Genomic DNA, 25,118 nt, shown 5'->3' on the forward strand with positions numbered 1-25,118 from the left:
TTCCCCATGACCCCATCCCGCACGGTCCTCGTGATCGGCGGCGGCGCGGCCGGCAACGCCGTGACGATCCTGCTGCGCCGCGCCGGGTACGCCGTGGACCTCGTCGAGGCCAAGGCCGACTGGAACGCGACCGCCGGCTCCGGCATCACCCTCCAGGGCAACGCCCTGCGCGTCCTGCGCGAACTGGGCGTCTGGAAGCAGGTGGAGGCGTCCGGTTTCGGCTTCGGCTCGGTCGGCATCACCGCACCCGACGGCACGGTCCTGCACACCCAGGACGACCTGCGCACCGGCGGCGACGACCTGCCCGCAACCGTGGGCATGCAGCGCCCCCGGCTGCAGCGGATCCTCATCGACGCGGTGCGCGCCAGTGGCGCGACCGTGCGGCTCGGCACCACGGCCGAGATCCTGGACCAGGACGCACGCGGCGTCTCGGTACGGCTCTCCGACGGCTCCGAGCACCGCTACGACCTGGTGATCGCAGCCGACGGCCTCGGTTCCGCCACCCGCGCCGCCATCGGCATCCCCGCCCGACCGGAACCCACCGGCATGGCCATCTGGCGCGTCGCCGCCCCGCGCCCGGCCGGCGTCACCCGTACCGACCTCGCCTACGGCGGGCCGGCCTACATCGCCGGCTACTGCCCCACCAGCGACACGACGCTGTACGCGTACGTGGTGGAGGCCAACCGCGACCGCGCCGGGATACCGCCCGAGTCGTACGCGGACGAGATGCGCCGCCTGACCCGGCACTACGGCGGGTTCTGGCCGGAGATCACCGAGCACGTCACGGATCCGGCGAAGGTCAACTACACCTGGTTCGACCGCATGCTGGTCGAGGGGTCCTGGCACCGCGGCCGGGTCGTCCTGGTCGGCGACGCCGCGCACTGCTGCCCGCCCACCCTCGCCCAGGGCGCCGCCCTCTCGCTGGAGGACGCGTGGGTGCTCGCCCAGATGCTGACCGGGGCCGACGACTGGGACGACTCATTGTTCCAGTCGTACTACGAGCGGCGGATCGTCCGCGTCCGCCCGGTCGTGGAGGCGTCCGTCCGCATCGGGCAGTGGCAGCTCGACGGTGTGCACGACGCCGACGTGCCCGGTCTGATGGCCCGCACCATGACCATGCTCCGGGAACTGCCGTGACCGCGCCGCAGGTTCAGCAGGCCACCCCCACGGTCGACGTACACGCCCACGTCCTGCTGCCTGAGATCGAGGCACTGGTGGAGGGGCGGCCGGGGCTGGCCGGGGCACGGGCGCTGGACGCCCGCCGCAACGGCCCCGCGGCCCTCGCCGTCAGCGGTCCCATGATCCGCGAGCGCTTCCCCCGCCTGACCGACGTCACCGTACGGCTGGCGGCGATGGACGCGCAGGGTGTCGACGTCCAGCTGGTCAGCCCTTCCCCCTCCCACTACCACTACTGGGCGGACGAGGAGACGGCCGGGGAGGTGTACCGGCTGGCCAACGAGGCCACCGCGAAGCACTGTTCGGCCGCGCCGGACCGGTTGCGCGGTCTGGGCCTCGTACCGCTCCAGCACCCGGAGCGCACCGTCGACGCCCTCGACCACGCTCTCGCGCAGGGCCTGCTCGGCGTCGAGATCTCCAGCCACGCGCCCGGCCGCGAACTCTCCGACCCGGCCTACGAACCCTTCTGGACCCGGGCCGAGGAGACGGGCGCGATCCTCTTCCTGCACCCCTTCGGCTGCACCCTCGACGAGCGCCTCGACCAGTGGTACCTCTCCAACACGGTCGGCCAGCCCACCGAGAACGCCGTCGCACTCTCGCACCTGATCTTCTCCGGGGTACTCGACCGGCACCCCGGGCTGAAGCTGGTCGCGGCCCACGGCGGCGGCTACCTGCCCACCCACATCGGCCGCTCCGACCACGCCTGGTCCGCCCGGTCCGACGCGGGAGCCCGCTGCGCCCACCCGCCCAGCACCTACCTGAAGCGGCTGTACTTCGACTCCCTCGTCCACGACCCCCATGTACTGCGGGAACTGGTCCGTGTCGCCGGGGCCGACCGGGTCCTGCTCGGCTCGGACTTCCCCTTCGACATGGGATCCGAGGACCCGGTGGGCGCCCTGCGCGCCGCCGCCCTGCCCGAGGCCGACTTCCACGCGATCCGCGGCCGCAACGCGGCCTTCCTCCTCCGGACGGACTGACACCATGCGCCTGCTCACCCACCTGAGGCACGTCGACCTCGCCGTGCCCGACTACGACAAGCAGCTCGACTTCTACGCGGGCGTCTGGGGACTGACCAAGGTCGCCGAGGATTCCGGCATCTCCTTCCTCGCCGCCGAGGGCTCCCCCGAGCAGTACGTCGTGCGGCTGCGCAAGGCCGACGAGAAGCGACTCGACCTCGTCTCCTACGGCGCCGCGTCCGCAGCCGACGTGGACACCCTGGCGGAGCGACTCATAGCCGGAGACGTGCAGTTGATCTCCCGTCCGGGCAGGGTCGACACCCCGGGCGGCGGATACGGCTTCCGCTTCTTCGACGTCGACGGCCGCACCATCGAGGTGTCCGCCGACGTCGCGGTGCGGCGCCACCGGAAGATCGAGGAGAAGGAGGCCATCCCGGTCAAGCTCTCGCACGTCGTGCTCAACTCGCCGGACCTGAACCGCACCCGCGAATGGTACGAGCGCCACCTCGGCTTCGCCCTCTCCGACACCCTCAGCTCCCCGCACATGGGCGAGGTCATGCACTTCATGCGGATCAGCAACCAGCACCACTCCATGGCCATCGCCCAGGGCCCGCACACCGCCCTGCACCACGTCTCCTTCGAGATGCGCGGCATCGACGAGTACATGCGCGGCTCCGGCCGCGTCATGCGAGCAGGTTTCAAGAAGGTCTGGGGCCCCGGCCGGCACCTGGCCGGCGACAACACCTTCACCTACTTCCTCGACCCGCACGGCAACACCGTCGAGTACACCACCGAGCTGGAGAACCTCGACGAAGACACCTGGCACCCCCACGTCTACGACTTCTCGCAGCCCGAAGTCACCGACCAGTGGGGCACCGCCAACGCCATGAACGAGATCGTCGCCAAGGAGTCCTTCAACGACCCCGACCGCGGCGTCTTCGTCGCTCCCCCGGTCTGATCCCTTCCGCCGAGTCCGGGGGGCGCGGGCCACGGCCCACGCCCCCCGAGGCGCACCCCTACCCGCCCGACCACACTCCGCCGGAGCCGCACCATGCGTTTCGCCACGTACGAACATCAGGAGCACCGCCGGGTGGCAGTCGTGGAAGAGGACGGCACCCTCTTCCCCCTGCCCGGAGTCACCTCGCTCACCGCACTGATCCAGGAGACCTCCGGCCTCCCCGCGCTGCTCGACGCCGGATCGACGGCTCTCGACGGGCCGGCCGGCCCGCACGTCTCCCAGGTCCGTCCGCTTCCCCCGCTCCAGCCCGCTTCGGTACGGGACTTCGTGACCTTCGAGGAGCACGTGGAGGGGGTGCGCCGGTCCGTGGAAGGCGTCGGCGGCGTCCCCGAACAGTGGTACGCGGCCCCGACCTTCTACTTCACCAACCCCCACGCGATCCACGGTCACCTCGACGGCATCCCGGTACCGCCCGGCTCGTCCGTCCTGGACTTCGAGCTGGAGGTCGGAGCCGTCATCGGCCGCGAGGGCCGTGACCTGACACCACGTCAAGCCCGTGACCACATCATCGGCTACACCGTCTTCAACGACTGGTCCGCACGCGACCTCCAGAGCGCGGAGATGAAGATCGGCCTCGGCCCCTGCAAGGGCAAGGACACCGCCACCACCCTGGGCCCGTACCTCGTCACCGCCGACGAACTGGAGCCCCACCGCGACGCGGACGGCTTCCTCCGGCTGGCCATGACCGCGGAGATCAACGGCCGGGTGGTCGGCGAGGACCTGCTGTCCCACATGAGCTGGACCTTCGAGGAGATGACCGCCTACGCCTCCCGCGGCACCCGGGTCGTCCCGGGCGACGTCCTCGGCTCCGGTACCTGTGGCAACGGCGGCTGCCTCGCCGAACTCTGGGGCCGGCGCGGCGAACAGTCCCCGCCGCCGCTGAAGCCCGGTGACACCGTCACGCTCACCGTCGAGGGCCTCGGCGTCCTCACCAACACCGTCGTCGCCGGCGCCGCCCCCGTCCCTCTCCCCACCGGGCGCCGCCGCCTCCGGGAGCGGCCGTGACCGACCCGCACTCCAAGAGGCTGCTCGGAAAGGTCGTCGTCGTCACCGGCGCGGCCGGCGGACAGGGCGCCGCCGAGGCCCGGCTGCTCACCCTGGAAGGGGGCCCGTGTCATCCCCACCGACGTGACCGGCGCACCCGGCTGCCGACGCCTCGACGTCACCAGCGAAACGGCCTGGGCCGAACTCGCGGACGAACTGCGGGAGTCGTACGGGCAGGTGCACGGCCTGGTCAACAACGCCGGCATCACCTGGCGGGCCCGACTCGGCGACGTACGCTCGGCGGACATGGCCCGCGTCCACGCGGTCAACGTCACCGGTCCGCTCCTCGGCATGCAGCATGTGGCGCCGCTCATGCGCCCCGGCTCCTCCATCGTCAACGTCGGATCGTCCGCTGCCCTCACCGCTCACTACCCAGTCGCCTACACCACCAGCAAGTGGGCACTGCGCGGCCTGTCGAAAACAGCTGCCCTGGAGCTCGGACCGCGCGGCATCCGCGTCAACACGATCCATCCCGGTTACATCGAGACCGGGATGACCGCCTCGGCCGCACCCGGGTTCCGCGAGGTCAACGTCCGCGAGACACCACTGGGCCGCACGGGCACCGTCGGCGAAGTCGCGCCGCTGGTGGCGTTCCTGCTGTCCGACGACGCGTCGTTCATCACCGGTGCGGAGATTCCGGTGGACGGCGGCATGACCGCGCACGGCGGCGTCAAGTCCGTCTCCGACGCACTGCGCGAGGCCCCCAACTGAAAGGCACCACGCACCCATGAACAAGGTCCGCGCCGACGCCGCCGAAGCGGTCGCCGACATCCCCGACGGCGCCTCGCTCGCCGTCGGCGGCTTCGGCCTCAGCGGTGTACCCGAAACCCTGATACGCGCCCTGCACGACCGGGGCACGACCGGTCTGAACGTCGTCTCCAACAACTGCGGTGTCGACGGCCGCGGTCTGGGCATCCTGCTCTCCGCCGGCCGCATCGCCCGCGTCACCGGCTCCTACGTCGGCGAGAACAAGGAGTTCGCCCGGCAGTACCTCGGCGGTGAACTGGAGGTCGAACTCACCCCGCAGGGCACCCTCGCGGAACGGCTGCGCGCGGGCGGTGCGGGCATCCCCGCCTTCTACACCCCGGCCGGCGTCGGCACCCAGGTGGCGAACGGCGGCCTGCCCTGGCGGTACGCGGCCGACGGCACGGTGGCCGTGGCCTCCCCGCCCAAGGAGACCCGCGACTTCGCCGGCCGCGCCCACGTCCTGGAGCACGGCATCACCACCGACTTCGCCCTGGTACGGGCCTGGCGCGGCGACCACCACGGCAACCTGCTCTTCCGCCGTGCCGCCGCCAACTTCAATCCCCTCGCCGCCATGGCCGGCCGCGTCACCGTCGCCGAGGTCGAGGAACTCGTCGAACCGGGCGCACTCCACCCCGAGGACATCCACCTGCCCGGCATCTACGTCCAGCGGATCGTGGCCCTCACCGCCGAGCAGGCCGCCGACAAGCAGATCGAGAAAAGGACGGTACGCGTCTGATGGCCTGGACCCGCGACCAGATGGCCGCCCGCGCGGCCGCCGAACTCACCGACGGCTCCTACGTCAACCTCGGCATCGGCCTGCCCACTCTCGTCCCTGGCCACCTCCCGCCCGGGGTCCACGTCGTCCTGCACTCCGAAAACGGCATCCTCGGCACCGGCCCCTACCCCGTCGAGAGCGAGGTCGACCCCGACCTGGTCAACGCCGGCAAGGAGACCGTCACCGTGCTGCCAGGAGCCTCCTTCTTCGACTCCGCACTCTCCTTCGGCATGATCCGCGGCGGCCACATCGACACCGCGGTACTGGGCGCCATGCAGGTGTCCGAACGCGGCGACCTCGCCAACTGGATGATCCCCGGAAAGATGGTCAAGGGCATGGGCGGCGCGATGGACCTCGTCCACGGGGCCCGCCGCGTCATCGTCCTCATGGAACACACCGCCAAGGACGGCACTCCCAAGATCCTCGGCGAGTGCACGCTCCCCCTCACCGGCGAGCGGTGCGTCCACCGGATCATCACCGACCTCGGAGTCCTCGACGTCACCCCCGACGGGCTCGCCCTGGTCGAGACCGCCCCAGGCGTCACCGTCGAAGACATCACCGCCCGGACCGACGCCGCCGTGCGCGTGGACGGCGTCTCCGCGGCCTGCTGAGCCCTGCGGCGCCGCTGCCCCTCCAGCCCCCCGGCAACGCACTGCCTGGGAACCGCTCGCACGCCAGAACACCCCTGCTCACTCACGGAGGCCAGATGCCCGTCACCTCTTCCCCACTCCACATCGCCGTAGTCGGCGGCGGCATCGGCGGACTGGCGGCCGCACTGGCGACCGCCCGCGCCGGCCACCGCGTGACGCTCGTGGAACAAGCCAACCGCTTCGGCGAGATAGGCGCCGGCCTGCAACTCGCCCCGAACGCCTCCCTCGCCCTCGACGAACTCGGCGTACTCGCCGCCGTACGGCACACCGCCGTGGCACCACCCCGGCTGGTGATGATGGACGCCCTCACCGGACACGAGGTCACCGCCCTCGACCTCCACGGCGCGGCCTACACCGACCGCTTCGCGCACCCCTACCTCGTCACCCACCGGACCGACCTGCACGCCGCGTTGCTGACCGCCTGCCAGGAACATCCAGGCGTCACTCTGCGCACGGGGCACACCGTCACCGAGGCGCAGCAGAACGGCTTCGGCGTCCACCTGACCTTCGCCGAGAACCACGCGGAACTGACCGCCGACGCGGTGGTCGCGGCCGACGGACTGCACTCCCGCCTGCGCCAGTCGTTGGTGAACGACGGAGAACCGGTCTGTTCGCGGTACGTCGCCTTCCGCGGCGCCCTCCCCACCGGGAAGATGACCGGCCCGATGTCCCGACACGCCGCCTCGGAAGCGGTGATGGTCTGGGCCGGGCCACGCATGCACCTGGTGCAGTACCCCGTACGCCGCGGCGAGCTCTACAACCAGGTCGCCGTCTTCGAGAGCGACCACTACACCCCGGACTCCGACGACTGGGGCACCGAAGCCGAACTCGAGGAACGCTTCGCCGGCACCTGCCGGGCCGTGCGGGACGCCCTGCCCCTCGTCTCACGCGACCGGCGCTGGCCCCTCTACGACCGCGCCCCGATCGACACCTGGGTGCACGGCCGCATCGCCCTCCTCGGCGACGCCGCCCACCCCATGCTCCAGTACCTCGCACAGGGCGCGTGCCAGGCACTGGAGGACGCGGTGGCGCTCGGACAGGCTCTCGGCCAGTGCTCGGACCCCGCTGAAGCCTTCGCCGCGTACGCGGACCGGCGCCGCGAACGGGCGGCCCTCATCCAGACCGGCGCCCGCCGTTTCGGCGAGATCTGCCACCTGGAAGGCATGGGGGCCACCCTGCGCAACAAGCTCCTCTCGTCACGCGGCCCCGAGGAGTTCGACGACATCTCCTGGGTGTGGACCCCCACCCCCGCATCTGCTCCCGCCCTGTGAACGGGCTCGCCGAGGAGGACACCGTGACGACCGACGACAACGCCTACAAGGCCCTGGAGAGCCTGGGAGCCGCCCCGTTGTGGCGCTTCTACGGCAACCTCTTCCCCACACAGCCCAAGAGCCGTGCCGTGCCCTACCGCTGGAGCTGGCAGGAACTGCGGCCGCATCTGCTGCACTTCTCCGAAACGCTCTCGCTGGACGAGGCGGAACGCAGGGTGCTCATGCTGGTGAACCCCGGCCTGACCGATCCACCCGCCACCGTCAACACCCTGTACGCGGGACTGCAGATCATCCTGCCCGGCGAGACCGCCCAGGCACACAGGCACACGTCCAACGCCTTCCGCTTCGTCCTGGAGGGCAGCGGTGCGTGGACGACGGTCGACGGCGAGCGTGTCTTCATGTCGCCGGGCGACCTGCTGCTCACCCCCGGCTGGCACTGGCACGACCACACGCACGAGGGCGACGCTCCGATGATCTGGCTCGACGCCCTCGACTACCCCCTCGTCAACGCCCTGGAGGCGGGCTTCTACGAGAAGTACCCGCAGCGCCTCCAGCCCGTGACCCGCCCGGACGACGCCGGCAGCAGGCAATTCCTGCACGGTCGGCTGAACCCGGTCTGGCTCACCCAGGACGGGCCCAACTCCCCTGTGACCCGCTATACGTGGGAAGAGACCCGACTCGCTCTGGAGGGGATCTCCGACACCGCGGCAGGCAGCGCCGTCGACGGCATCGTCCTCGAATACACCAACCCGTGGACGGGCGGCCCCGTCATGCCGACCATCGGCTGCCGCGTCCAGCGGCTGCGACCGGGCTTCCGGGGAGCCGGATACCGGCACACCGCCTCCACCATCTTCACCGTGGTCCGCGGTGAAGGCACCACGATCGTGGACGGCGAGCGGTTGGAGTGGTCCGAGAACGACACCTTCGCCGTGCCCGGCTGGACGCCCTACCGGCACCTCAACCACTCCGCCTCCGACGACGCCGTCCTGTTCTCCTACAGCAACGAGCCCGTCCTCCGCTCCCTCGGCCTGTACCGCGCCGAAGACGCCGACCCCGGCGCCTGAACGAACCGCACCCCACCCGGACGCCCGTATCCGTATCCCGCAATCCGTATCCCGCAATCCGCAAGGAGGCCCAGATGCGTCTGGCCCTGTTCAACGACGGGCGACTCGGAGCCGTCGACGGCGACGACCTCGTCGACGTGACCGAGCGACTCATCGGTACCGGCCCGCCCGGCCCGGCCGGAGCGCTGCACCGTCACATCGAGACCACGGCCCGTGAGGGAGCTGCCCCGCTGGACCTCTCCGGCCTCACGCGCGTCCCGTTGGCCGAGGCAGTCATGGAGGCGCCACTGCCCCGTCCCGGCAAGATCATCGGGGCGCCGGTCAACTATCTGGACCACAAGGCCGAGATGGAGTACACCACCTCCATCGCGGACCTGGGCGTCTTCCTCAAGGCCAACTCGTCGGTCATCGGGCCGGGCCAGGACGTCCTCCTGCCCTACACCGACAAGCGCACCGACCAGGAAGGCGAGCTGGGCGTCGTCATCGGCCGCACCGCCACCCACGTCGACGCGGCCGACGCGCTGGACCACGTCTTCGGCTACACCTGCGTACTGGACATCACCGTGCGATCCGGCGAAGACCGTTCCACACGCAAGTCGTTCGACACATTCACACCGATCGGGCCCTGGATCGTCACCGCCGACGAGATACCGGACCCCGACTGCCTCGACCTGCGCTGCGACGTCAGCGGTGGCACCCGGCAGCGAACGAACACCGCGGATCTGATCTTCGGCGTCCGTGAACTGATCGCCTACACGTCGTCCGTCATGACCCTCCACCCAGGTGACGTGATCGCGACCGGCACACCGGCCGGCGTGGGGCCGCTCAGCCACAGCGACACGATCGTCCTGGACATCGAACGGGTCGGCCGTCTGGAAGTGGGCGTCGACGGGACCCGGGCCGTCCCCTACGAGCGGCGCCCTGGGCATCGGGCGCGCTGAGGGGCACCACCTCACATGCACGCGACCAAAACCCGCCCAGGGCAGAAAACCTGCCGGTTCCGCCCACGCATCTCCGCTTCCACACGTGAACGCCTCCGTTGTCCAGCCTTGACGGCGGCCGCTACCCCCGGTACGTCTCCAGCAGCCGCAACCACACCTCGCTGATCGTCGGGTACGAGGGGACGGCGTGCCAGAGGCGGGCGATGGGGACCTCTCCCGCCACCGCGACGGTGGCCGAGTGGAGAAGCTCGCCGACGCCCGGGCCGACGAAGGTGACGCCGAGGAGGATCTCCCGGTCCAGGTCGACGATCATGCGGGCGCGGCCGCGGTAGCCGGAGGCGTAGAGGCTCGCGCCGGAGACGGAGCCGAGGTCGTAGTCGACGGCCCGGACGCGGAGGCCGGCGTGTTCGGCTTCGGCGAGGGTGAGGCCGACCGAGGCGGCTTCCGGGTCGGTGAAAACGACCTGGGGTACGGCTGCGTGGTCGGCGGTCGCCGCGTGGGCGCCCCAGGGGCCGGTCTCCGGCGTCGCGGCGCCCCGGGCGCGGGCGGCGATGGCGGCGCCCGCGATCCGGGCCTGGTACTTGCCCTGGTGGGTGAGAAGGGCGCGGTGGTTGACGTCGCCGACCGCGTAGAGCCAGTCGCTCCCCTCCACCCGGCAACTGTCGTCCACGGTCAGCCAACCGCCGGGCTTCTGGCCCACGGTCTCCAGGCCGAGGTCGTCGGTGCGGGGGGCGCGTCCGGTGGCGAAGAGGATCTCGTCGGCCTCGATCCGGTCGCCGTCGTCCAGCTCGACGGTGACCGGTCCGTCGGGGCCGACCCGGTGGAGGGCGGTGGTGGAGACGCCGTACCGGATGTGGGCGCCGGCCTCGGTGAGTGCCTCGGCGACCAGTTCGCCGGCGAAGGGTTCCATCTTGGGCAACAGTCCGCCGCCGCGGATCAGCAGCGTCACCTGGGCGCCCAGGCCCTGCCAGACGGTGGCCATCTCGACGCCGACGACTCCCCCGCCGACGACGACGAGCCGGCCGGGCACGCTCTTGGCGCTGGTCGCTTCGCGGCTGGTCCAGGGACGGGCCTCGGCGACTCCGGGCAGGCCGGGGACGACGGCGCGGCTTCCGGTGCAGACGGCCACGGCGTGCCGGGCGGTGAGGGTGCGGACCGTTCCGTCCGGCGCGGTGACGGAGACCCGCTTCTCGCCGGTCAGCCGCCCCTGGCCGCGGTAGACGTCGGCGCCGACGCTCTCCAGCCACTCCACCTGCCCGTCGTCCTTCCAGTGGGAGGTGAATCCGTCGCGGTTGGCGAGGACCGCGTCGGCGTCCAGAGGGCCCTGCACGGCGGCTTCGAGCCCCGGCACCCTGCGTGCCTCGGCGCGGGCGATGACGGGGCGCAGCAGCGCCTTGCTGGGCATGCAGGCCCAGTACGAGCATTCGCCGCCGACGAGTTCGGCCTCCACGACGGCGGTGCTCAGGCCCGCCGCCCTGGTCCGGTCGGCCACGTTCTCACCCACCGGTCCGGCTCCGATGATCACGACGTCGTACTCGGTACTGCCCGCAGCTTCGTTCATGGTCACAGTCTGGCGGGGCGTGTGCCGGAGGGCCACAGGGGCAGGCGGAATAGTGCACTGATGGTCACGGTTGTGCCGGACAGGTCCGAACCGGCACAGGAAGAGGTAGCAGAGAATGAGCACCGTAGAGCTCACCAAGGAAAACTTCGACCAGGTCGTGAGTGACAACGAGTTCGTCCTGATCGACTTCTGGGCTTCCTGGTGCGGCCCCTGCCGCCAGTTCGCCCCGGTCTACGACTCCGCGTCCGAACGCCACCCCGACCTGGTCTTCGCCAAGGTCGACACCGAGGCTCAGCAGGAGCTGGCGGCGGCCTTCGACATCCGTTCGATCCCCACGCTCATGATCGTCCGTGACAACGTGGCCGTGTTCGCGCAGCCGGGTGCGCTGCCGGAGGCCGCTTTGGAGGACGTCATCGGGCAGGCGCGGAAGCTCGACATGGCCGAGGTGCACAAGTCGGTGGAGGAGCAGAAGAAGCAGCAGGCGTAGCGGTCGTCGCCCGCCCCGTCCTTCGAGGCCCCGGCCCGCAGCACTCCACGTGCTGCGGGCCGGGGCCTCGTGCCTGCCTGCGGGGCGGACCGCCGGACGGCCTCCGGGCAGTGTCCGGCGGGAGGGTTCACCCCGGGGCCGGTTCGTCTCCCGGTGCGGGGGCGCGGTCCGCGACGCGTACCGAGAGGCCGTAGTCGATTTCGGCGCCGTCGATCAGCAGCGCCTCCACCGTCCGCGTGGCGGGGTCGATGTCCGCCTCGATGCCGTCCCCGGCGTAGCGGGGGTATCCGGACTCGCCGGTGGCGCCGGTGGCCTCCACGATCCCGGACCGGATGGCGTCACCGGGCTTCGGCGGCTCGTCCCTCTCGTTCTCCCCCTTCTTCACCGGTCCCGGCTTGTCGGCGCCCGACGCGTCGGCGTACTCGGGTACCAGCAGGATCTCGTAGCTCTGCGGATGGCTCATGGGCCGACGCTAAGGGCTGTCCGGCGGTCGCCGGTGGACCGGCGCGCACCGTCAGGTCGAGTCGCGGGGCACGGCTACGGCCCGGAGCAGTTCGTGGTGCTCCGGGTCACCGCCGGGGTGCTGGACGAGCCGGTCGATGAGTTCGGCGAGCGGCTGCCCGGTGGCGAGCGCCATCCGTACGGTGCTCAGCCGGGGGCGGAGCAGTCGTCCGAGCATCAGGTCGTCGGCGCCGATCACTGCGACCTCGGCGGGAACCGGGATTCCGGCGTCCTCGAAGGCCCGCATCAGCAGCATCGCGTACTCGTCGTTGTAGGCGAAGACGGAGTCCAGGCCGAGGGTCCGCCATCGGGCGGCGAGCGCGGCGGCGTCGCCCTCGTCGTATCCCAGGACGAGTTCCTCGATCCGCGCTCCGGCCGGCCGTGCCACCCGGCGTACGCCTTCGAGTCGCGGGTCCGCGAAGGGGACGGTCGCCTTGTCCCGGGGCATGACCACGCCGATGCGCCGGTAGCCCCGCTCCAGCAGGTGGGACGCCGCGCGGCTGCCGACCTCGCGTTGGTCGAGCACCAGGCCGTGCGCACCCTCGACCGGGTGCGGGCCGAGGGTGATGACGGCCTTGGCTCCGGAGCGGTGGAGGACGGCGATGCCGTAGGCGGTGAGTGCCAGCCCGGCCGGTGCTACGACGGCCACGGGGCGGAGTTCCGCCCAGGCCCTGGCGGCTTCGTCGGGGCCGAGGCCGGCGCTTCCGTACTGGACGACGGTGTAGTCGAGTCCGCGCAGGCCGGCCTGGAGGTCTCGGAGGAAGTCGCGGTAGAGGGGGCCCTCGGGCAAGTGCCCTGTGGGCAGCAGGACCATCCGGGTGTGTCCGGCGCGCAGGCTCCTCGCCGCGGCGTGCGGCACGTAGCCGAGGTCCCGGGCTGCTTCCCGTACCCGGCGGCGGGTGGGTTCGCTGATCCGCATGGTGGGGTTGTTGTTGAGTACGTACGACACGGTGGCCCGGGAGACGCCCGCCAGCCGCGCCACGTCGGCGCTCGTGGGGACGGGAGATTCCGAGGGCTGCTTGGGTAACTGGCTCATGGCGACGGGCAGTCTTGCAGACGTACCGGAGTCGGTGGCCGCCCGGGGCACCCCCAGGGGCCTGTGGTGAGAGTGGCGCCGTCCGCCCGGAGGGCGGGTCGGGCGGGACTTTCCACCCGCCCAGGCGCTCCGTCCGTGTGCGGGAGTGTTCCGGCAAAGGCGCGCGGAGCCCGCCCGCGACCTCCGCTCGACCGGCGTACGCGCCCCGCACGCCACCTGAGCCCCGCCGTCGGCCGTGGCCTCCGGCCGATGCGGAGCCGGAGGTGCGACTGTCCTACGGTGTGTTGATGACTTATCAGAACAGCACCTCCGACACCGACTTCTCCTCCGGCCTTCCCGGCCGCACCGGCCCCTCCGCGACCGTCGAGGCCGACCCGCACGAGGTCGGTCCGGTCCGCACCTCGTACGCCCCCGACCGGGACGGCGACCCCGATCCGGGGGAGATCGTCTGGACCTGGGTGCCGTTCGAGGAGAACGACGGTCGGGGCAAGGACCGGCCGGTCCTCGTCGTCGCGCGGGAACGGGCCGGCACGCTGCTCGCGGTCCAGCTCTCCAGCAAGCAGCACGACCTCGACCGCGAGTGGGTGGCACTGGGTGCCGGGCCGTGGGACAGCTCGGGCCGCCCCTCGTGGGTGGACCTGGACCGGGTGCTGAGGGTGCACGAGGACGGGATGCGGCGCGAGGCCTGCGCACTGGACTTCGAACGGTTCCGGCTCGTGGTGGACCGGCTCCGGGAACGGTACGGCTGGAGCTGAGCCGGTCCGCCCGCACGCGCCCCCGGACGGACGTTGCCCGTGCCGCGCCGGCCGGGGAGGCCTCGTCAGCCGGGGAAGCGGGCGGCGAAGGCCGCGCGGGTGGTGGAGTCGGGCGCGCGGTCGAGGACGCCGAAGACGATCTGCTCGAAATGGCCGGCGAAGCGCCCGCCGCCGGTGAGCAGGCCGCCGAAGGCGTCCGCGACCTGCGCCGGTTCGTTCTGGAAGACCCCGCAGCCCCAGGCACCCAGGACGAGCCGGCGGTATCCGTGGGCGGCGGCGACCTCCAGCACCCGTTCGGCGCGGCTCGCCAGGGCCGCCGGAACGCGGTCGGCCTCCTCGGGTGTCTGCCGCCTGATCACGCCCGCGTTGGGTGCCGGCGAGGTGAGGAAGCCGACGAGGTACGGGGTGTCGAGCAGCGCGCCCCGGTCGTCGCGGAAGACGGGCACGCCGGGCGAGTGGATGACCCGGTCGGTGTAGAAGGCGCTGCGGTTCGCGCGGTGGTGCGCGTAGTACTCGGGGGCGCGCAGAAGGGTCGCGTGGAGCGCGGAACCGCGGCAGAGGTCCTCTTCCTGCGCCCGTGCGCCGTTCAGGTATCCGCCGCCGGGGTTCCGGGCCGATGCGTAGCTGAGCACGGCGATCCGGCCCGTCCCCTCCCCGCTCATCCGGCGGGCCGCCCGCAGGCTGCTCTCGCCGGTCACCTCGAAGCCGGTCGCGCGGTCGGAGTCGAGTACGGGGGTCTCCACCGGGCCCGGTCCGTACAGTGCGGTCCCCGAGAGCGCGGCGGCCACTGCGCTCCCGATGGTGACCTCGCACCCCGCGGACGTGCGGTACCGGCCCTCGTCGACGATGGTCTCGGTTTCGCGCGCCAGGGCGCGCATCCGTGCGCTCACGAGCGCTCCCCCAGGTAGTACATAGCGCACATGTTCGATGTCAGGTGGATTCCGCGCAACGCCTTTTCGCCTGGCCGGGGCGCCCTTGTGCGATCGGTCGGCAGGGGTTTGGGTGGAAGGGAGGCATCGGAAGAGGAGGCACGTATGCCCCCGAACGCGACCACCGGAATCGGCACCATCACGCACGGATCGCCCCTCGGCGAGAGTGAGGCGGAGGATTTACTGCAGGCCATCTGCTTCAAGACCGGACCGCCCCGCACCGTCGGGGTGGAACTCGAATGGCTCATCCACGACGCCGTCCGTCCCGACCTGCGGGTCCCCGCCGAGCGCCTGGACGCGTCCTTCGCCGAGGTGCGGACGCTGGCGCTCGACTCGGCGCTGACTTTCGAGCCCGGAGGACAGCTGGAGCTCAGTTCGCGGCCCGCCGGATCCCTGATGGCGTGCGTCGACGCGGTCGCCGCCGACCTGGCGGCCGTACGCGCCACGCTGGGCCGGTCGGGCCTGGCCCCCACAGGACTCGGCGTCGACCCGTGGCGGTCGCCCCGGCGGTGGCTCCGGGAGCCGCGCTACGAGGCGATGGAGGCGGCACTGGACCGCTCGGGCACGGCCGGCCGGGCCATGATGTGCACCTCCGCGTCCGTGCAGGTCTGCCTGGACGCGGGTGAGGAGGAGCCGGGGCCGCTCGGCTACGGCCGCCGCTGGCAGCTCGTACATCTGCTGGGCGCGGTGCTCGTCGCGGCGTTCGCCAATTCGCCCTTCCAGCAGCGGGCCCGGACCGGCTGGCGGTCCACCCGTCAGGGCCTGTGGGCCGCGCTCGACCCGGACCGCACGCTGGCGCCTCCGGGGCATCTTCCGCCGCGGGAGGCATGGGCCACGCACGTTCTGGACACCAGCGTCATGTGCGTCCGCACCGAAACGGGCCCCTGGGAGGTGCCGAACGGGCTCACCTTCCGCCAGTGGATCCGGGGCGGTGGCCCCCGGCCGCCCACGCGCGAGGACCTGGAGTACCACATGACCACCTGTTTTCCGCCCGCACGGCCGCGCGGGCATCTGGAACTGCGCATGATCGATGCCCAGTCCGGCCCGGACGGCTGGCTGGTGCCGCTCGCCGTCGCCACCGCGCTGTTCGACGATCCGGAAGCGGCGGAGACGGTGTACCGCACCGTGAAACCGCTGGCCGAGACGGCGGGCCCGAACGCGGCGCCGCGCAATCCGCTCTGGCGGGCGGCGGCCCGGGACGGGCTGACCGATCCCGAGCTGCGGGCCGCGGCCGCCGTCTGCTTCGAGGCGGCGCTCGGCGCGCTCCCCCGGATCGGCGCGAGCACCGCGGTGCTGGACACCGTGGCCGGCTTCACCGAGCGGTACGTCGCCCGTGGGCGATGTCCCGCCGACGACCTGCCCGACCTCCTCTCCCCCGCGGCGGCCGCCGCGTGGGCCGAGGCGTCGTCGGCGGGCGGCACCCGGACGACATCCTCCGGAAAGGGCTTCCCCGCATGACCAGCGTCTCCGACACCAACTTCCACCTCGCGCCCGAGTCCGACGCCGAGGATCTCCGCAACCGGGCCCTCACCGCCCTGCTCGCCGCCAGGGTCCGCACCGCAGTACTGACGGACAGCGTCGAGGACGGCGAACTCACCGCCCAGCACTCGCCGTTGATGTCTCCACTGGTCTGGGATCTCGCCCACATCGGCAACCAGGAGGAGCAGTGGATCCTGCGGGCCGTGGGCGGCCGGGACGCGATCCGGCCGGAGATCGACGGCCTCTACGACGCGTTCGAGCACCCCCGGTCCGCCCGCCCGTCCCTGCCGCTGCTGGCACCCGCCGAGGCCCGCAACTACGCCTCCGACGTACGCGGCCGGGTGCTGGAGATCCTGGCGGGCGCGCCCCTGCACGGCGGGGGACGCCCGCTGGAGCGGGCGGGATTCGCCTTCGGCATGATCGCCCAGCACGAACAGCAGCACGACGAGACCATGCTGATTACTCATCAGCTGCGCTCCGGCCCGGCGGCACTCACCGCCCCCGAGCCGCCCCCGGCGGAGCACTCCGTACGCCTCCCGTCCGAAGTGCTGGTGCCGGGCGGTCCGTTCACCATGGGTACCTCCACCGAGCCCTGGGCCCTGGACAACGAGCGCCCGGCGCACCGGCGGGAGGTGGACGCCTTCTTCCTGGACACCACGCCGGTCACCTGCGGGGCGTATCAGCGATTCATCGAGGACGGCGGATACGCGCAGGAACGCTGGTGGGAACCGGCGGGCTGGGCGATGGTCCGTGAACACGGGCTCACCGCTCCGCTGTTCTGGCGTCGCGAGGGCGGGCAGTGGCTGCGGCGCAGGTTCGGGACGACCGAGCCCGTGCCCGCCGACGAGCCGGTACTGCACGTCAGCTGGTACGAGGCGGACGCCTACGCGCGCTGGGCCGGACGGCGGTTGCCGACCGAGGCCGAGTGGGAGAAGGCGGCGCGCCACGACGCGGCCTCCGGTCGCTCGCTGCGCTACCCCTGGGGCGACGCCGACCCCACCGCGGAGCGGGCCAACCTCGGCCAGCGCCATCTGCGGCCGGCCGCCGCCGGTGCCTATCCCGCCGGTGAGTCGCGCGACGGGGTGCGGCAGCTGATCGGTGACGTGTGGGAGTGGACGGCCAGCGACTTCCTGCCGTATCCGGGGTTCGTCGCCTTCCCGTACCGCGAGTACTCGGAGGTCTTCTTCGGCCCGGCCCACAAGGTGCTGCGGGGCGGTTCGTTCGCGGTGGACCCGGTCGCCTGCCGGGGCACGTTCCGCAACTGGGACCTGCCGGTACGGCGCCAGATCTTCTCCGGTTTCCGTACCGCGAGGGACATCTGATGTGCCGTCATCTTGCCTATCTGGGCCCCCCGGTACCGCTGGGCGAGGTGCTGGTGGCTCCGGAGTTCTCGCTCGTACGGCAGTCCTGGGCGCCCCGCCGCCAGCGCAACGGCACCGTCAACGCCGACGGGTTCGGTGTGGGCTGGTACGCCGCCGGGGACCCTCTGCCGGGCCGCTACCGGCGGGCCGTCCCGGTCTGGGGCGACGAGACCTTCGGGGAGCTCGCCCGGGTGGTGGCCAGCGGGGCGTTCCTCGCGGCCGTGCGGGACGCCACGGAGTCGGGCGCGGACGGGGAGGCCGCGGCCGCGCCGTTCAAGGCGGGCCCGCTGCTGTTCAGCCACAACGGCGCCGTGCTCGGGTGGCCGGGCTCGCTGGCACCGCTCGCGTCCGCGCTGCCCGCGTCCGTCCTGCTCTCGCTGGACGCCCGCAGCGACTCGGCGCTGCTGTGGGCGATGATCCGCCACCGTGTCGACGAGGGCGACGACCTCCCGCAGGCCGTCGCCGACACCGTCCTGGACGTGGCGCGTTCCGCGCCCGGTTCGCGTCTCAACCTGCTGCTCACGGACGGGACGACCGTCGTGGCGACCGCCTGGGGCGACAGCCTCTGGTATCTGCACCGGCCCGGCCTCCGCACGGTGGTGGCCTCGGAGCCGTACGACGACGATCCGGCCTGGCACGAGGTGCCGGACCGCACCCTGCTGGTGGCGACCGTCGGCGAAGTCCTGCCCACCCCGCTCAAGGAGACCCCCCGTTGAGTCCCTTCCTGCTGACCCGCACCCTGCCGGTGGACGCCACGGAGGCGGCGCTCCGCGCCGACGTCCTCGCCGGTCTGTCCCGACGCCCCAAGACGCTGCCGCCGAAGTGGTTCTACGACGCGCGGGGCAGCGAGCTGTTCGAGGAGATCACCCGGCTGCCGGAGTACTACCCGACCCGTGCGGAGCGGGAGATCCTGGTGGCGCGGGCGGCGGACATCGCCGAAGCCTCGGGCGCCCGGACCCTGATCGAATTGGGCTCGGGCTCCTCGGAGAAGACCAGGCACCTGCTCGACGCCCTCGACCGGCTGCACAGTTACGTCCCCGTGGACGTGAGCGAGAGCGCGCTGACCGGGGCTGCCGAGGCCCTGCTCGCCGAGCGGCCCGAGCTGAACGTGCACGCCCTCATCGCGGACTTCACCGGCGGCCTCGCTCTGCCGGGAACCCCCGGCCCCCGGCTGGTGGCGTTCCTGGGCGGCACGATCGGCAATCTGCTGCCGGAGGAGCGCGCGACCTTCCTGCACTCGGTCCGCTCGATCCTCTCCCCCGGCGACGCGCTGCTGCTCGGTACGGACCTGGTGAAGGAGCCGGAGACGCTGGTCGCGGCGTACGACGACGCGGCCGGGGTGACGGCGGCGTTCAACAAGAACGTCCTGGAGGTCGTCAACCGGGAACTGGACGCGGATTTCGACCCCGCGGCGTTCGACCACGTCGCGCGCTGGGACGCGGACGCCGAGTGGATCGAAATGCGGCTGCGGGCCCGCTCGGTGCTGACGGTGAAGATCCATGAGCTGGATCTGGTGGTGTCGTTCGAGGAGGGCGAGGAGCTCCGTACGGAGGTGTCGGCGAAGTTCCGGCGGGAACGGGTGCGCGACGAACTGGGTGCGGCGGGGCTGCGGCTCGATCAGTGGTGGACGGACTCGGCGGACAGGTTCGCGGTGTCGCTGGCCACCGCCGTCTGAGCGAGACGAGCGAGCGCCCTGCGCTCGCCCGGCGGTGTCCGGCGGTTCACGTCCGGACGCCCGCCCGTTCCCTGGGCCGCGTCCGGACGCCCGCCCGTTCCCTCGGCCCGGAGCGGCGGGAGGAGGGTGAGCTCGGCGGTCACTCCGGCGGCCCGTACCACCCGCCACAGCGAGGCGCTGAGCGGGTCGTCGCCGACGAACGCGACCGCGCGGGCGGGGAGTCCGGCATCGCGACCAGGATCCTCGGCAGGTGCTGTCTCCAGGGTGTAGGTGATACGGGCGGGCCGCACGGTGGCGCCCGCGTCGAGGGCCGCCTGGAAGACCGCGTGGCGGAAGGGGCCCGGCGGCCCGCCGCCGCACCGGGTGGAGCCCTCCGGGAAGGCCACCACCCGGTCGCCCGCGCGCAGCGCGTCGGCCACGGCGCCCACGGACTCGGGCAGCGCACGCAGGCTCTCCCGGTCGATGAAGAGGGTGCCGCCCCGCGCGGCGAGGGTTCCGAGCAGCGGCCACCGGCGTATCTCGGACTTGCCGAGCATCCGCGCGGGGAGGGCGGCAGCGACGAGGGGTATGTCGAGCCACGAGATGTGGTTGGCGACGACCAGTTCCCCGCCGCCCCTGTCGCCCGGGTTCCCGGTGACCCTCATGCGTACCCCGAAGGTCCGCAGGACCGCCCGGGACCAGCGGCGGACCAGCAGGTCCCGGGCCGGCTGGGTGAGCGCGGCGGCCAGCGGCGTGCACGCGGCGCCGCCCGTCGCGAGCAGGCAGCCCGCGACCAGGCGTGCGACCGCGGGCAGCAGGGGGCGCACCGCTCCGTGGTGGCCTGCGCAGGCCTGCGGGGTGCACGGGGAGAGGGGGAACCAGGCGTTCACCGCGGAGGAGCCATGGAGAGGAAGTGCCGCAGGTAGCGGGGGTCGGCGCGGCGCATGGAGAGGAGTATATAGAGGTCGGCACAGTCGAAGTCCGGGTCGTAGGCAGGCGATCCGCACACCCAGGCTCCGAGGCGGAGGTAGCCGCGGAGCAGCGGCGGCAGGTCGGCGCGGGCGCCGGCCGCCGGCTGCGGACCGGAGGCACCGGCGGTGCCCGGCCAGAGGCGGTGCGGGGTGACCCGGTACTCCTCGGGAGCGAGGTGCTTGGTGCGTACGGTTTCCCAGCTGCGGGCCGCCTGGACGCCGCCGTCGCCCAGAGGGAGCGAGCAGCAGCCGGCCAGCCAGTTGTGGCCGGTGCGCTCCATGTAGCGGGCGAGGCCCGCCCAGATGAGGGCGATCACGGCGCCGTCGCGGTGGGCGGGGTGGACGCAGGAGCGGCCCACCTCGACGAGGTCGTCGCGCAGGTGGGCGAGCCGGGTGAGGTCGAACTCGCTCTCCGAGTAGAGGCGGCCGGCGGCGCGGGCGCGCTCGGGAGGCAGCACCCGGTAGGTGGCGACGACGTCGCCGGTGGCGGTCTCCCGGACCAGCAGGTGGTCGCAGAAGGCGTCGAACTCGTCGCCGTCGAGTCCGGGTTCGGGCCCGTCGAGCCGGGCGCCGAGCTCACCGGCGAAGACCAGGTGCCGCAGGCGCTGGGCGGCGCGTACGTCCTCGGGGCCGGCGGCGAGGACGAGGTGGTAGGCGGGGGGCTGCGGCGGCCCCGAGGGGGCGGCGGGCCGAACGGGGGCCGGTACGGCGGAGACGGGGAGTACCGGTGGAGCGACGGGCAGCGCGGTCATGGCAGACTCCGGGGACGGATCGGCGAGGGCGGCCGTCGGACCGTCGCGCGGTGGCGAAGGTCCGGCCCCCTACTTCTTCCGTGACCGGCTGGATTCGACGTGACCGCCATGGAGAGTCGGGATGTGCGACGGCTGAATCCCGGGGGCGGGCCGGTACCGTCTTTCCCTCACGCCCCGCCCGCCCCCGCGCGCCCGCCCGCGAACCGCCGTGGCGTCAGCCGCCCGCCAGAAGGGAACTGATGCGTTCCGAGGCCGACTTCGCCGCCTTCTCCGGGTCCCCTCCTTCGAGCACCGCGGTCATGTACGGCTTGATCGGGTTCGTTTCCTCGACCTCCGCCCACTGTGCGGAGTTGGGGGTCGCCCGCCCCTGCGTCGCTCCTTCCGCCATCGCGGCGGTGCCTTCCTGGCTCCCGATGGCGCTCGCGAGTTTCGGTTTGTTGGGGACGTAGCTCATGGCCAGGGCGAGTTCCCGCTGCCACTTCTCGCTCGCCAGCGCCTTGACCACGTCGATGCCCGCGCTGCGGTGGGGGGCCTTCTCCGGGACGATCAGGTCGGAACCACCGGTGAACACGGCGCCGGGCTTCTTCGTGGTCTTGCCGGGTATCGGGAAGTAGCCCAGCTTCCCCTTGAGTTCGGGGTTGGCCTGCTCGATGAGCGCGGCGCTTCCCGGGGTGGAGATGATCTGGGCGACGTTGCCGCGGGCGAACACGTCGGTCTGCGGCGGGTTCTCCTCGTCGGCGTCCTTCGGGCCGGAGCCGAGTGCCTGGAGCTTCTTGTAGAACTCCATGCCCCTGAGCGCCGCCGGGCTGTCCAGGGAGCCGACCCAGTCCCCGTCCTCCCCGTTCGCGAGCTCTCCGCCCTCGTCCCAGATGAATCCGGCGAGGACGTACCAGTTCTGGCCCGCGAGGTAGATGCCCTGGTTGCCCTCGGCGTCCAGGCGTTCGGTGTCGGCGATCCACTGTTCACGGTTCTTCGGCGGGGTGTCGATCCCCGCCTGCGCGAAGAGGTCCTTGTTGTAGATGACCACCCGGTTGGCCGCGTACCAAGGGATGCCGTACTGCACTCCGTTGATGCTGCCCGGCTCGGCGAGGCCCGGCAGCCAGTCCTCGCTGCCGAGGTCGCGCATGGACTCCAGGGTGAGATCGCGCAGGCCGCCGCTCTCCGCGTACTGCGCGACCTGCGTGTTGCCCACCTCGATGACGTCCGGCGAGTTGCCGCCCTTGAGGGCGGACAGCACCTTGGGACCGATTCCGCCCCACTCCTGAAACTTGAAATTCAGTTCGACAGAGTCGTGTTCGGCCTCGTACGCCGTGGTGAACTTGTCCAGGAACTCGGTGGACGCACTGCCCTTCATCAGCCAGATCGTCACGTCCGTGTCGCCCCCTGCGGACGGGGACAGATAGCCGCATCCTCCGAGAGCGACGGACGAGACGAGTGCGATGGCTCCGGCGAGAATCCGGTTCTTCACGAGCGTCACCTTCTGCGAAACAGCACGACGGAAACATGACCCGGTGTGGGGGGACGCGGGCGGTGCTCGCACGGGTGTGTGGCTGGATTTTGGTATGGACCATTGAGCAGGTCAAGCGCCGTCCGCCACCCGGGCGTGGCCGGTTGTTCTCTCGCGCAACCCCCTGGAGTGAGGCACGGTGGAGACACGAAGGGAGACATACGATGTCCAATCACACCTATCGGGTCACCGAGATCGTAGGAACCTCCGAGGAGGGCATCGACGCGGCGATCCGCAACGGCATCGCCCGGGCGTCGGAAACGTTGCGCAATCTCGACTGGTTCGAGATCAAGGAAGCGCGCGGACACATCGAGGACGGCCGGATCGGGCACTACCAGGTGACGCTCAAGGTCGGCTTCCGCCTCGACGGTGCCTCCTGACACGGCACGATCCAAGACGGCACGGCACGGCACTGCACGGCACGGCACGCCGCAAGGCGAAACGCCCCGCCCCGACAAGGCGCGTTCGACAAGACCGCGCGCGACGACGAGGCAGTCCCGCACCCTCGTCCGGTCCGTTCCGGAAATACGCCCCACCCCGGTGCGCCGTCTGCGACGATCCGACGCATGATGTTCTCTCCCGCACGGAAGGGCGGCCACCGCCCCGCTCGATGAGGTGGCTCGACGAAGCGGTCATGACCGGCACCGCCGCGATCGCGGCCCACCCGTCCCGTACCGCGCTCTTCACCGCGGTGGCCGCGGACCGGGCAGGACCGGAGGCCGGACGGCTGCTGCGGCTCGCTCGCGCCGAGGACCCGGCTGTACGGCGCACGGCGCTGGATCTCCTCGACAGCCTCAGCGGCGGCGAACCCTGGCCCGAAGCCGCGGCGGCTGCCCTGTACGGCCTCGCCGACCCCGCCGCAGCCGTACGGCTGGTGGCGGCCCCGCTCCTCGTCCGTGCCGGACGCCCCGACCTGGCACTCGGCGCTCTGGACGGCTCGGCCGGCCTGCCGATCGCCCCCGAGGTCCGCACCGCCCTCGCCCGCGCGCTCCGGGGTTCCGTGGCCGCCAGGCGCACCGACCCCCAGCCGTCCGTCCGCTTCCTGGCCCTTCTGGAGACCCTGCGGAGGGCGCCCGAGGAGGAATGGCCGCCCCTGGACGCCGCACTGTCGGCGGACGTACGGGAAGCGGCCCCGGACCTGCCCGACCTGGGCACCTTGTGGGGCTCGGTGCTGAGGAGGCTGGGACGCGAGCGGCACGCGTACGTCCTCGTCGAACGCCTCCTGGCCGATCCGGGGACCCGGGACGTCGGCGCCGATCTCGCGCAAGCCGCCTGCCACGCCTGGCGGGCGGCACCGGTCGAACTGGTGCCGTCACTGGCCCGGCACGGCGCGGAACCCCTCTCCCCGGCGTTCTCGCGAGCCCTGACCACGGCTTCGCTCTCGGAGACGGCCCGGCGCAGGCACGGCGCCCTGCTGTCGGCGCGCGGGTTCCCGCCCCGGGTGAAGTTCTGCCGCGGCGAGCGGAAGTCGTACACCGCCGAGTCGGCCGCCGAGGCGCTCGCGGCGCTCCCGGTGGGGGTGGGCCGGCTCTCCGCCGCTCCGGAGATCTTCGGCGCCCTGCTGGACGCCGGTCCGCTCTCCTTCCGGCAGGCGGCGCAGCTCTACAACCTCACGTTCCGGTGGCCGGGGCGCACGCAGGCGGCCTGTGCCCCGCTGTGGCTGCGCCACGCGGGGCCGTCGGCCGTGTCCCGGCTGCTGGGCATCATGACACCGCTGCTGGACGACTACATCTGCGGTGAGGAGTATCTCGCCGCGCTCGCCGTGATGGGCGATGCGGCGCGGCCCGCGCTGCCGTCGGTGACCGCCCTGATCGACCGGCGCACCCGCATCCCGGTGAACGACTCCACCCAGGACGCGGAGATGGCACGCGACGAGGCCCTCCTCGCGGCGGCACTCGCCACCCGGCATGCTCTCACGTACGCCCCTGACGCTCCTGGGCGTCCTTCAACGCCTGGGACGACTCGGCCCAGCGGGCCCGCACCACGGTGAAACCAGCCGCCTCGGCGTCGTCGCAGACCAACTCGTCGTCGTCCACGAACATCCGGATCCCGCGCGCCCGGCCCAGCCGCTTCAGCACCTCCAGTTTGGTGCGGCGGGCGGGGCGGCGATCGTCGTTGCGCCGCATGTGCAGCGGCCCTTCGGGGAGCCCGTGCAGGGAGATCCAGCCGAGGGTGTCCTTGCGGCAGCGCTCCGGGCGCCCGGTCAGGTAGACGACCTCGCATTCGTCGGCGCTCCGCACGGCGAGGCTGATCCCCTCGGCGAGCGGCGGGTCGTCGACGGCGGCGGCGAAGAACGCGGACCAGTCCTTGCGGGCGCCTTCGAGGAAGTGCTGCCGGTGGGCGCTGTCCGAGAGCGTGCCGTCGAGGTCGAATACGGCGAGAGGCCTGGCGTCGTCGGTCATCCGTCCACAGTAGGCCGTGTCCGACCCTGCGCGTCGAGCGGCGGGCGGCGTCCGGTGCGGTACGTCGCAAGGCGGAGGTCC

Annotated in this window: 25 protein-coding genes and 1 pseudogene; 18 read left to right on the top strand and 8 right to left on the bottom strand. The window is 72.1% G+C overall.

The features are described from left to right. The first annotated feature begins 6 nt into the window (after nt 1-6). The 10 genes and pseudogenes from OHA55_RS35055 to OHA55_RS35100 all read left to right on the top strand — a co-directional run bounded on the left by OHA55_RS35055 (nt 7) and on the right by OHA55_RS35100 (nt 9,642). On the top strand, nt 7-1,137 hold the full coding sequence (locus tag OHA55_RS35055) for an FAD-dependent oxidoreductase (RefSeq protein WP_266714305.1): 1,131 nt from the start codon (nt 7-9) through the stop codon (nt 1,135-1,137). Continuing rightward, the gene (locus OHA55_RS35060; RefSeq protein WP_266714307.1) at nt 1,134-2,153 is read left to right on the top strand and encodes an amidohydrolase family protein; all 1,020 of its coding nucleotides are present in this window, start codon (nt 1,134-1,136) and stop codon (nt 2,151-2,153) included. Before OHA55_RS35055 ends, OHA55_RS35060 begins: the two co-directional genes overlap by 4 nt. Nucleotides 2,154-2,157: 4 nt before the next feature. Next, a complete protein-coding gene (locus OHA55_RS35065; protein WP_266714309.1) occupies nt 2,158-3,090 on the top strand; it encodes a VOC family protein in 933 nt (310 codons plus the stop codon). A 93-nt stretch (nt 3,091-3,183) separates the two neighbouring features. Next, nucleotides 3,184-4,155 carry a fumarylacetoacetate hydrolase family protein gene (locus tag OHA55_RS35070; RefSeq protein ID WP_266714311.1) on the top strand — a complete coding sequence of 324 codons (972 nt, stop codon included), beginning with the start codon at nt 3,184-3,186 and terminating at the stop codon, nt 4,153-4,155. Further along, nucleotides 4,152-4,905: pseudogene (locus OHA55_RS35075) on the top strand (SDR family NAD(P)-dependent oxidoreductase). Before OHA55_RS35070 ends, OHA55_RS35075 begins: the two are co-directional and overlap by 4 nt. A gap of 16 nt (nt 4,906-4,921) precedes the next feature. Next, the gene (locus OHA55_RS35080; RefSeq protein ID WP_266714313.1) at nt 4,922-5,677 is read left to right on the top strand and encodes a CoA transferase subunit A; all 756 of its coding nucleotides are present in this window, start codon (nt 4,922-4,924) and stop codon (nt 5,675-5,677) included. Then, a complete protein-coding gene (locus OHA55_RS35085) occupies nt 5,677-6,327 on the top strand; it encodes a CoA transferase subunit B (RefSeq protein ID WP_266714315.1) in 651 nt (216 codons plus the stop codon). Before OHA55_RS35080 ends, OHA55_RS35085 begins: the two co-directional genes overlap by 1 nt. 95 nt (nt 6,328-6,422) lie before the next feature. Then, the gene (locus OHA55_RS35090; RefSeq protein WP_266714317.1) at nt 6,423-7,637 is read left to right on the top strand and encodes an FAD-dependent monooxygenase; all 1,215 of its coding nucleotides are present in this window, start codon (nt 6,423-6,425) and stop codon (nt 7,635-7,637) included. Nucleotides 7,638-7,660: 23 nt separating this feature from the next. Then, a complete protein-coding gene (locus tag OHA55_RS35095) occupies nt 7,661-8,701 on the top strand; it encodes a cupin domain-containing protein (protein WP_266714319.1) in 1,041 nt (346 codons plus the stop codon). 74 nt (nt 8,702-8,775) lie between these two features. Then, nucleotides 8,776-9,642 carry a fumarylacetoacetate hydrolase family protein gene (locus tag OHA55_RS35100; protein WP_266714321.1) on the top strand — a complete coding sequence of 289 codons (867 nt, stop codon included), beginning with the start codon at nt 8,776-8,778 and terminating at the stop codon, nt 9,640-9,642. A 121-nt stretch (nt 9,643-9,763) separates the two neighbouring features. On the opposite strand, the gene OHA55_RS35105 is transcribed toward OHA55_RS35100, so the two are convergent. Further along, nucleotides 9,764-11,203 carry an NAD(P)/FAD-dependent oxidoreductase gene (locus OHA55_RS35105; RefSeq protein WP_266714323.1) on the bottom strand — a complete coding sequence of 480 codons (1,440 nt, stop codon included), beginning with the start codon at nt 11,201-11,203 and terminating at the stop codon, nt 9,764-9,766. Between the two features lie 115 nt (nt 11,204-11,318). Between OHA55_RS35105 and trxA the strand changes: the two genes are divergently transcribed. Next, nucleotides 11,319-11,690, top strand: a complete 372-nt coding sequence (trxA, locus tag OHA55_RS35110; RefSeq protein WP_266714325.1) for a thioredoxin — start codon at nt 11,319-11,321, stop codon at nt 11,688-11,690. 127 nt (nt 11,691-11,817) lie between these two features. Here the strand turns inward: trxA and OHA55_RS35115 are convergent, their stop codons facing one another. Then, entirely contained in the window at nt 11,818-12,153 is a 336-nt protein-coding gene (locus OHA55_RS35115) for a hypothetical protein (protein WP_266714327.1), read from the bottom strand. A 51-nt stretch (nt 12,154-12,204) separates the two neighbouring features. Next, nucleotides 12,205-13,227: a LacI family DNA-binding transcriptional regulator gene (locus OHA55_RS35120; RefSeq protein ID WP_266714329.1), complete on the bottom strand. Its 1,023-nt coding sequence runs from the start codon at nt 13,225-13,227 to the stop codon at nt 12,205-12,207. Between the two features lie 287 nt (nt 13,228-13,514). Here OHA55_RS35120 and OHA55_RS35125 point away from each other — a divergent pair, with 287 nt between their 5' ends. Continuing rightward, nucleotides 13,515-13,982 (top strand): type II toxin-antitoxin system PemK/MazF family toxin, encoded by a 468-nt coding sequence (locus tag OHA55_RS35125; protein WP_266714331.1) that lies wholly within the window; start codon nt 13,515-13,517, stop codon nt 13,980-13,982. Nucleotides 13,983-14,047: 65 nt separating this feature from the next. On the opposite strand, the gene OHA55_RS35130 is transcribed toward OHA55_RS35125, so the two are convergent. Further along, the gene (locus OHA55_RS35130) at nt 14,048-14,872 is read right to left on the bottom strand and encodes a TIGR02452 family protein (protein ID WP_266714333.1); all 825 of its coding nucleotides are present in this window, start codon (nt 14,870-14,872) and stop codon (nt 14,048-14,050) included. A 144-nt stretch (nt 14,873-15,016) separates the two neighbouring features. Between OHA55_RS35130 and egtA the strand changes: the two genes are divergently transcribed. The 4 genes from egtA to egtD are packed head-to-tail and all read left to right on the top strand — an operon-like array spanning nt 15,017 to nt 19,426. Next, on the top strand, nt 15,017-16,369 hold the full coding sequence (egtA, locus tag OHA55_RS35135; protein ID WP_266714335.1) for an ergothioneine biosynthesis glutamate--cysteine ligase EgtA: 1,353 nt from the start codon (nt 15,017-15,019) through the stop codon (nt 16,367-16,369). Further along, nucleotides 16,366-17,712 (top strand): ergothioneine biosynthesis protein EgtB, encoded by a 1,347-nt coding sequence (gene egtB / locus OHA55_RS35140; RefSeq protein WP_266714337.1) that lies wholly within the window; start codon nt 16,366-16,368, stop codon nt 17,710-17,712. Before egtA ends, egtB begins: the two co-directional genes overlap by 4 nt. Then, nucleotides 17,712-18,467 (top strand): ergothioneine biosynthesis protein EgtC, encoded by a 756-nt coding sequence (gene egtC / locus OHA55_RS35145; RefSeq protein ID WP_266714339.1) that lies wholly within the window; start codon nt 17,712-17,714, stop codon nt 18,465-18,467. Before egtB ends, egtC begins: the two co-directional genes overlap by 1 nt. Beyond that, entirely contained in the window at nt 18,464-19,426 is a 963-nt protein-coding gene (gene egtD / locus OHA55_RS35150; protein WP_266714341.1) for an L-histidine N(alpha)-methyltransferase, read from the top strand. Before egtC ends, egtD begins: the two co-directional genes overlap by 4 nt. Here the strand turns inward: egtD and OHA55_RS35155 are convergent. From OHA55_RS35155 to OHA55_RS35165, 3 genes are all read right to left on the bottom strand, one after another. Next, nucleotides 19,369-20,295, bottom strand: coding sequence for a 1-acyl-sn-glycerol-3-phosphate acyltransferase (locus tag OHA55_RS35155; RefSeq protein ID WP_266714343.1), 927 nt, complete (start codon nt 20,293-20,295; stop codon nt 19,369-19,371). The two genes, egtD and OHA55_RS35155, sit on opposite strands and share 58 nt — an antisense overlap. Next, nucleotides 20,292-21,128, bottom strand: coding sequence for a GNAT family N-acetyltransferase (locus tag OHA55_RS35160; RefSeq protein ID WP_266714345.1), 837 nt, complete (start codon nt 21,126-21,128; stop codon nt 20,292-20,294). The genes OHA55_RS35155 and OHA55_RS35160 overlap by 4 nt, the downstream gene beginning before the upstream one ends. A gap of 214 nt (nt 21,129-21,342) precedes the next feature. Continuing rightward, on the bottom strand, nt 21,343-22,596 hold the full coding sequence (locus OHA55_RS35165) for an extracellular solute-binding protein (protein ID WP_266714347.1): 1,254 nt from the start codon (nt 22,594-22,596) through the stop codon (nt 21,343-21,345). A 203-nt stretch (nt 22,597-22,799) separates the two neighbouring features. Here OHA55_RS35165 and OHA55_RS35170 point away from each other — a divergent pair, with 203 nt between their 5' ends. Continuing rightward, the gene (locus OHA55_RS35170; RefSeq protein WP_266714349.1) at nt 22,800-23,015 is read left to right on the top strand and encodes a dodecin; all 216 of its coding nucleotides are present in this window, start codon (nt 22,800-22,802) and stop codon (nt 23,013-23,015) included. A gap of 254 nt (nt 23,016-23,269) precedes the next feature. After that, nucleotides 23,270-24,625, top strand: a complete 1,356-nt coding sequence (locus OHA55_RS35175) for a hypothetical protein (protein WP_266714351.1) — start codon at nt 23,270-23,272, stop codon at nt 24,623-24,625. On the opposite strand, the gene OHA55_RS35180 is transcribed toward OHA55_RS35175, so the two are convergent. Continuing rightward, on the bottom strand, nt 24,549-25,037 hold the full coding sequence (locus OHA55_RS35180) for a hypothetical protein (protein ID WP_266714353.1): 489 nt from the start codon (nt 25,035-25,037) through the stop codon (nt 24,549-24,551). The two genes, OHA55_RS35175 and OHA55_RS35180, sit on opposite strands and share 77 nt — an antisense overlap. Nucleotides 25,038-25,118 lie beyond the last annotated feature (81 nt).

It is taken from the genome of Streptomyces sp. NBC_00102 (assembly GCF_026343115.1).
Classification (GTDB): Bacteria; Actinomycetota; Actinomycetes; order Streptomycetales; family Streptomycetaceae; genus Streptomyces.

What these genes read in the sequence shown, in the direction of transcription:
- OHA55_RS35055 (WP_266714305.1), top strand. Translation starts at nt 7, where the DNA reads ATGACCCCATCCCGCACGGTCCTCGTGATCGGCGGCGGCGCGGCCGGC.
- OHA55_RS35065 (WP_266714309.1), top strand. Translation starts at nt 2,158, where the DNA reads ATGCGCCTGCTCACCCACCTGAGGCACGTCGACCTCGCCGTGCCCGAC.
- OHA55_RS35070 (WP_266714311.1), top strand. Translation starts at nt 3,184, where the DNA reads ATGCGTTTCGCCACGTACGAACATCAGGAGCACCGCCGGGTGGCAGTC.
- OHA55_RS35080 (WP_266714313.1), top strand. Translation starts at nt 4,922, where the DNA reads ATGAACAAGGTCCGCGCCGACGCCGCCGAAGCGGTCGCCGACATCCCC.
- OHA55_RS35085 (WP_266714315.1), top strand. Translation starts at nt 5,677, where the DNA reads ATGGCCTGGACCCGCGACCAGATGGCCGCCCGCGCGGCCGCCGAACTC.
- OHA55_RS35090 (WP_266714317.1), top strand. Translation starts at nt 6,423, where the DNA reads ATGCCCGTCACCTCTTCCCCACTCCACATCGCCGTAGTCGGCGGCGGC.
- OHA55_RS35100 (WP_266714321.1), top strand. Translation starts at nt 8,776, where the DNA reads ATGCGTCTGGCCCTGTTCAACGACGGGCGACTCGGAGCCGTCGACGGC.
- OHA55_RS35105 (WP_266714323.1), bottom strand. Translation starts at nt 11,203, where the DNA reads ATGAACGAAGCTGCGGGCAGTACCGAGTACGACGTCGTGATCATCGGA.
- trxA (WP_266714325.1), top strand. Translation starts at nt 11,319, where the DNA reads ATGAGCACCGTAGAGCTCACCAAGGAAAACTTCGACCAGGTCGTGAGT.
- OHA55_RS35115 (WP_266714327.1), bottom strand. Translation starts at nt 12,153, where the DNA reads ATGAGCCATCCGCAGAGCTACGAGATCCTGCTGGTACCCGAGTACGCC.
- OHA55_RS35120 (WP_266714329.1), bottom strand. Translation starts at nt 13,227, where the DNA reads ATGAGCCAGTTACCCAAGCAGCCCTCGGAATCTCCCGTCCCCACGAGC.
- OHA55_RS35125 (WP_266714331.1), top strand. Translation starts at nt 13,515, where the DNA reads ATGACTTATCAGAACAGCACCTCCGACACCGACTTCTCCTCCGGCCTT.
- egtA (WP_266714335.1), top strand. Translation starts at nt 15,017, where the DNA reads ATGCCCCCGAACGCGACCACCGGAATCGGCACCATCACGCACGGATCG.
- egtB (WP_266714337.1), top strand. Translation starts at nt 16,366, where the DNA reads ATGACCAGCGTCTCCGACACCAACTTCCACCTCGCGCCCGAGTCCGAC.
- egtC (WP_266714339.1), top strand. Translation starts at nt 17,712, where the DNA reads ATGTGCCGTCATCTTGCCTATCTGGGCCCCCCGGTACCGCTGGGCGAG.
- OHA55_RS35160 (WP_266714345.1), bottom strand. Translation starts at nt 21,128, where the DNA reads ATGACCGCGCTGCCCGTCGCTCCACCGGTACTCCCCGTCTCCGCCGTA.
- OHA55_RS35170 (WP_266714349.1), top strand. Translation starts at nt 22,800, where the DNA reads ATGTCCAATCACACCTATCGGGTCACCGAGATCGTAGGAACCTCCGAG.
- OHA55_RS35175 (WP_266714351.1), top strand. Translation starts at nt 23,270, where the DNA reads ATGACCGGCACCGCCGCGATCGCGGCCCACCCGTCCCGTACCGCGCTC.
- OHA55_RS35180 (WP_266714353.1), bottom strand. Translation starts at nt 25,037, where the DNA reads ATGACCGACGACGCCAGGCCTCTCGCCGTATTCGACCTCGACGGCACG.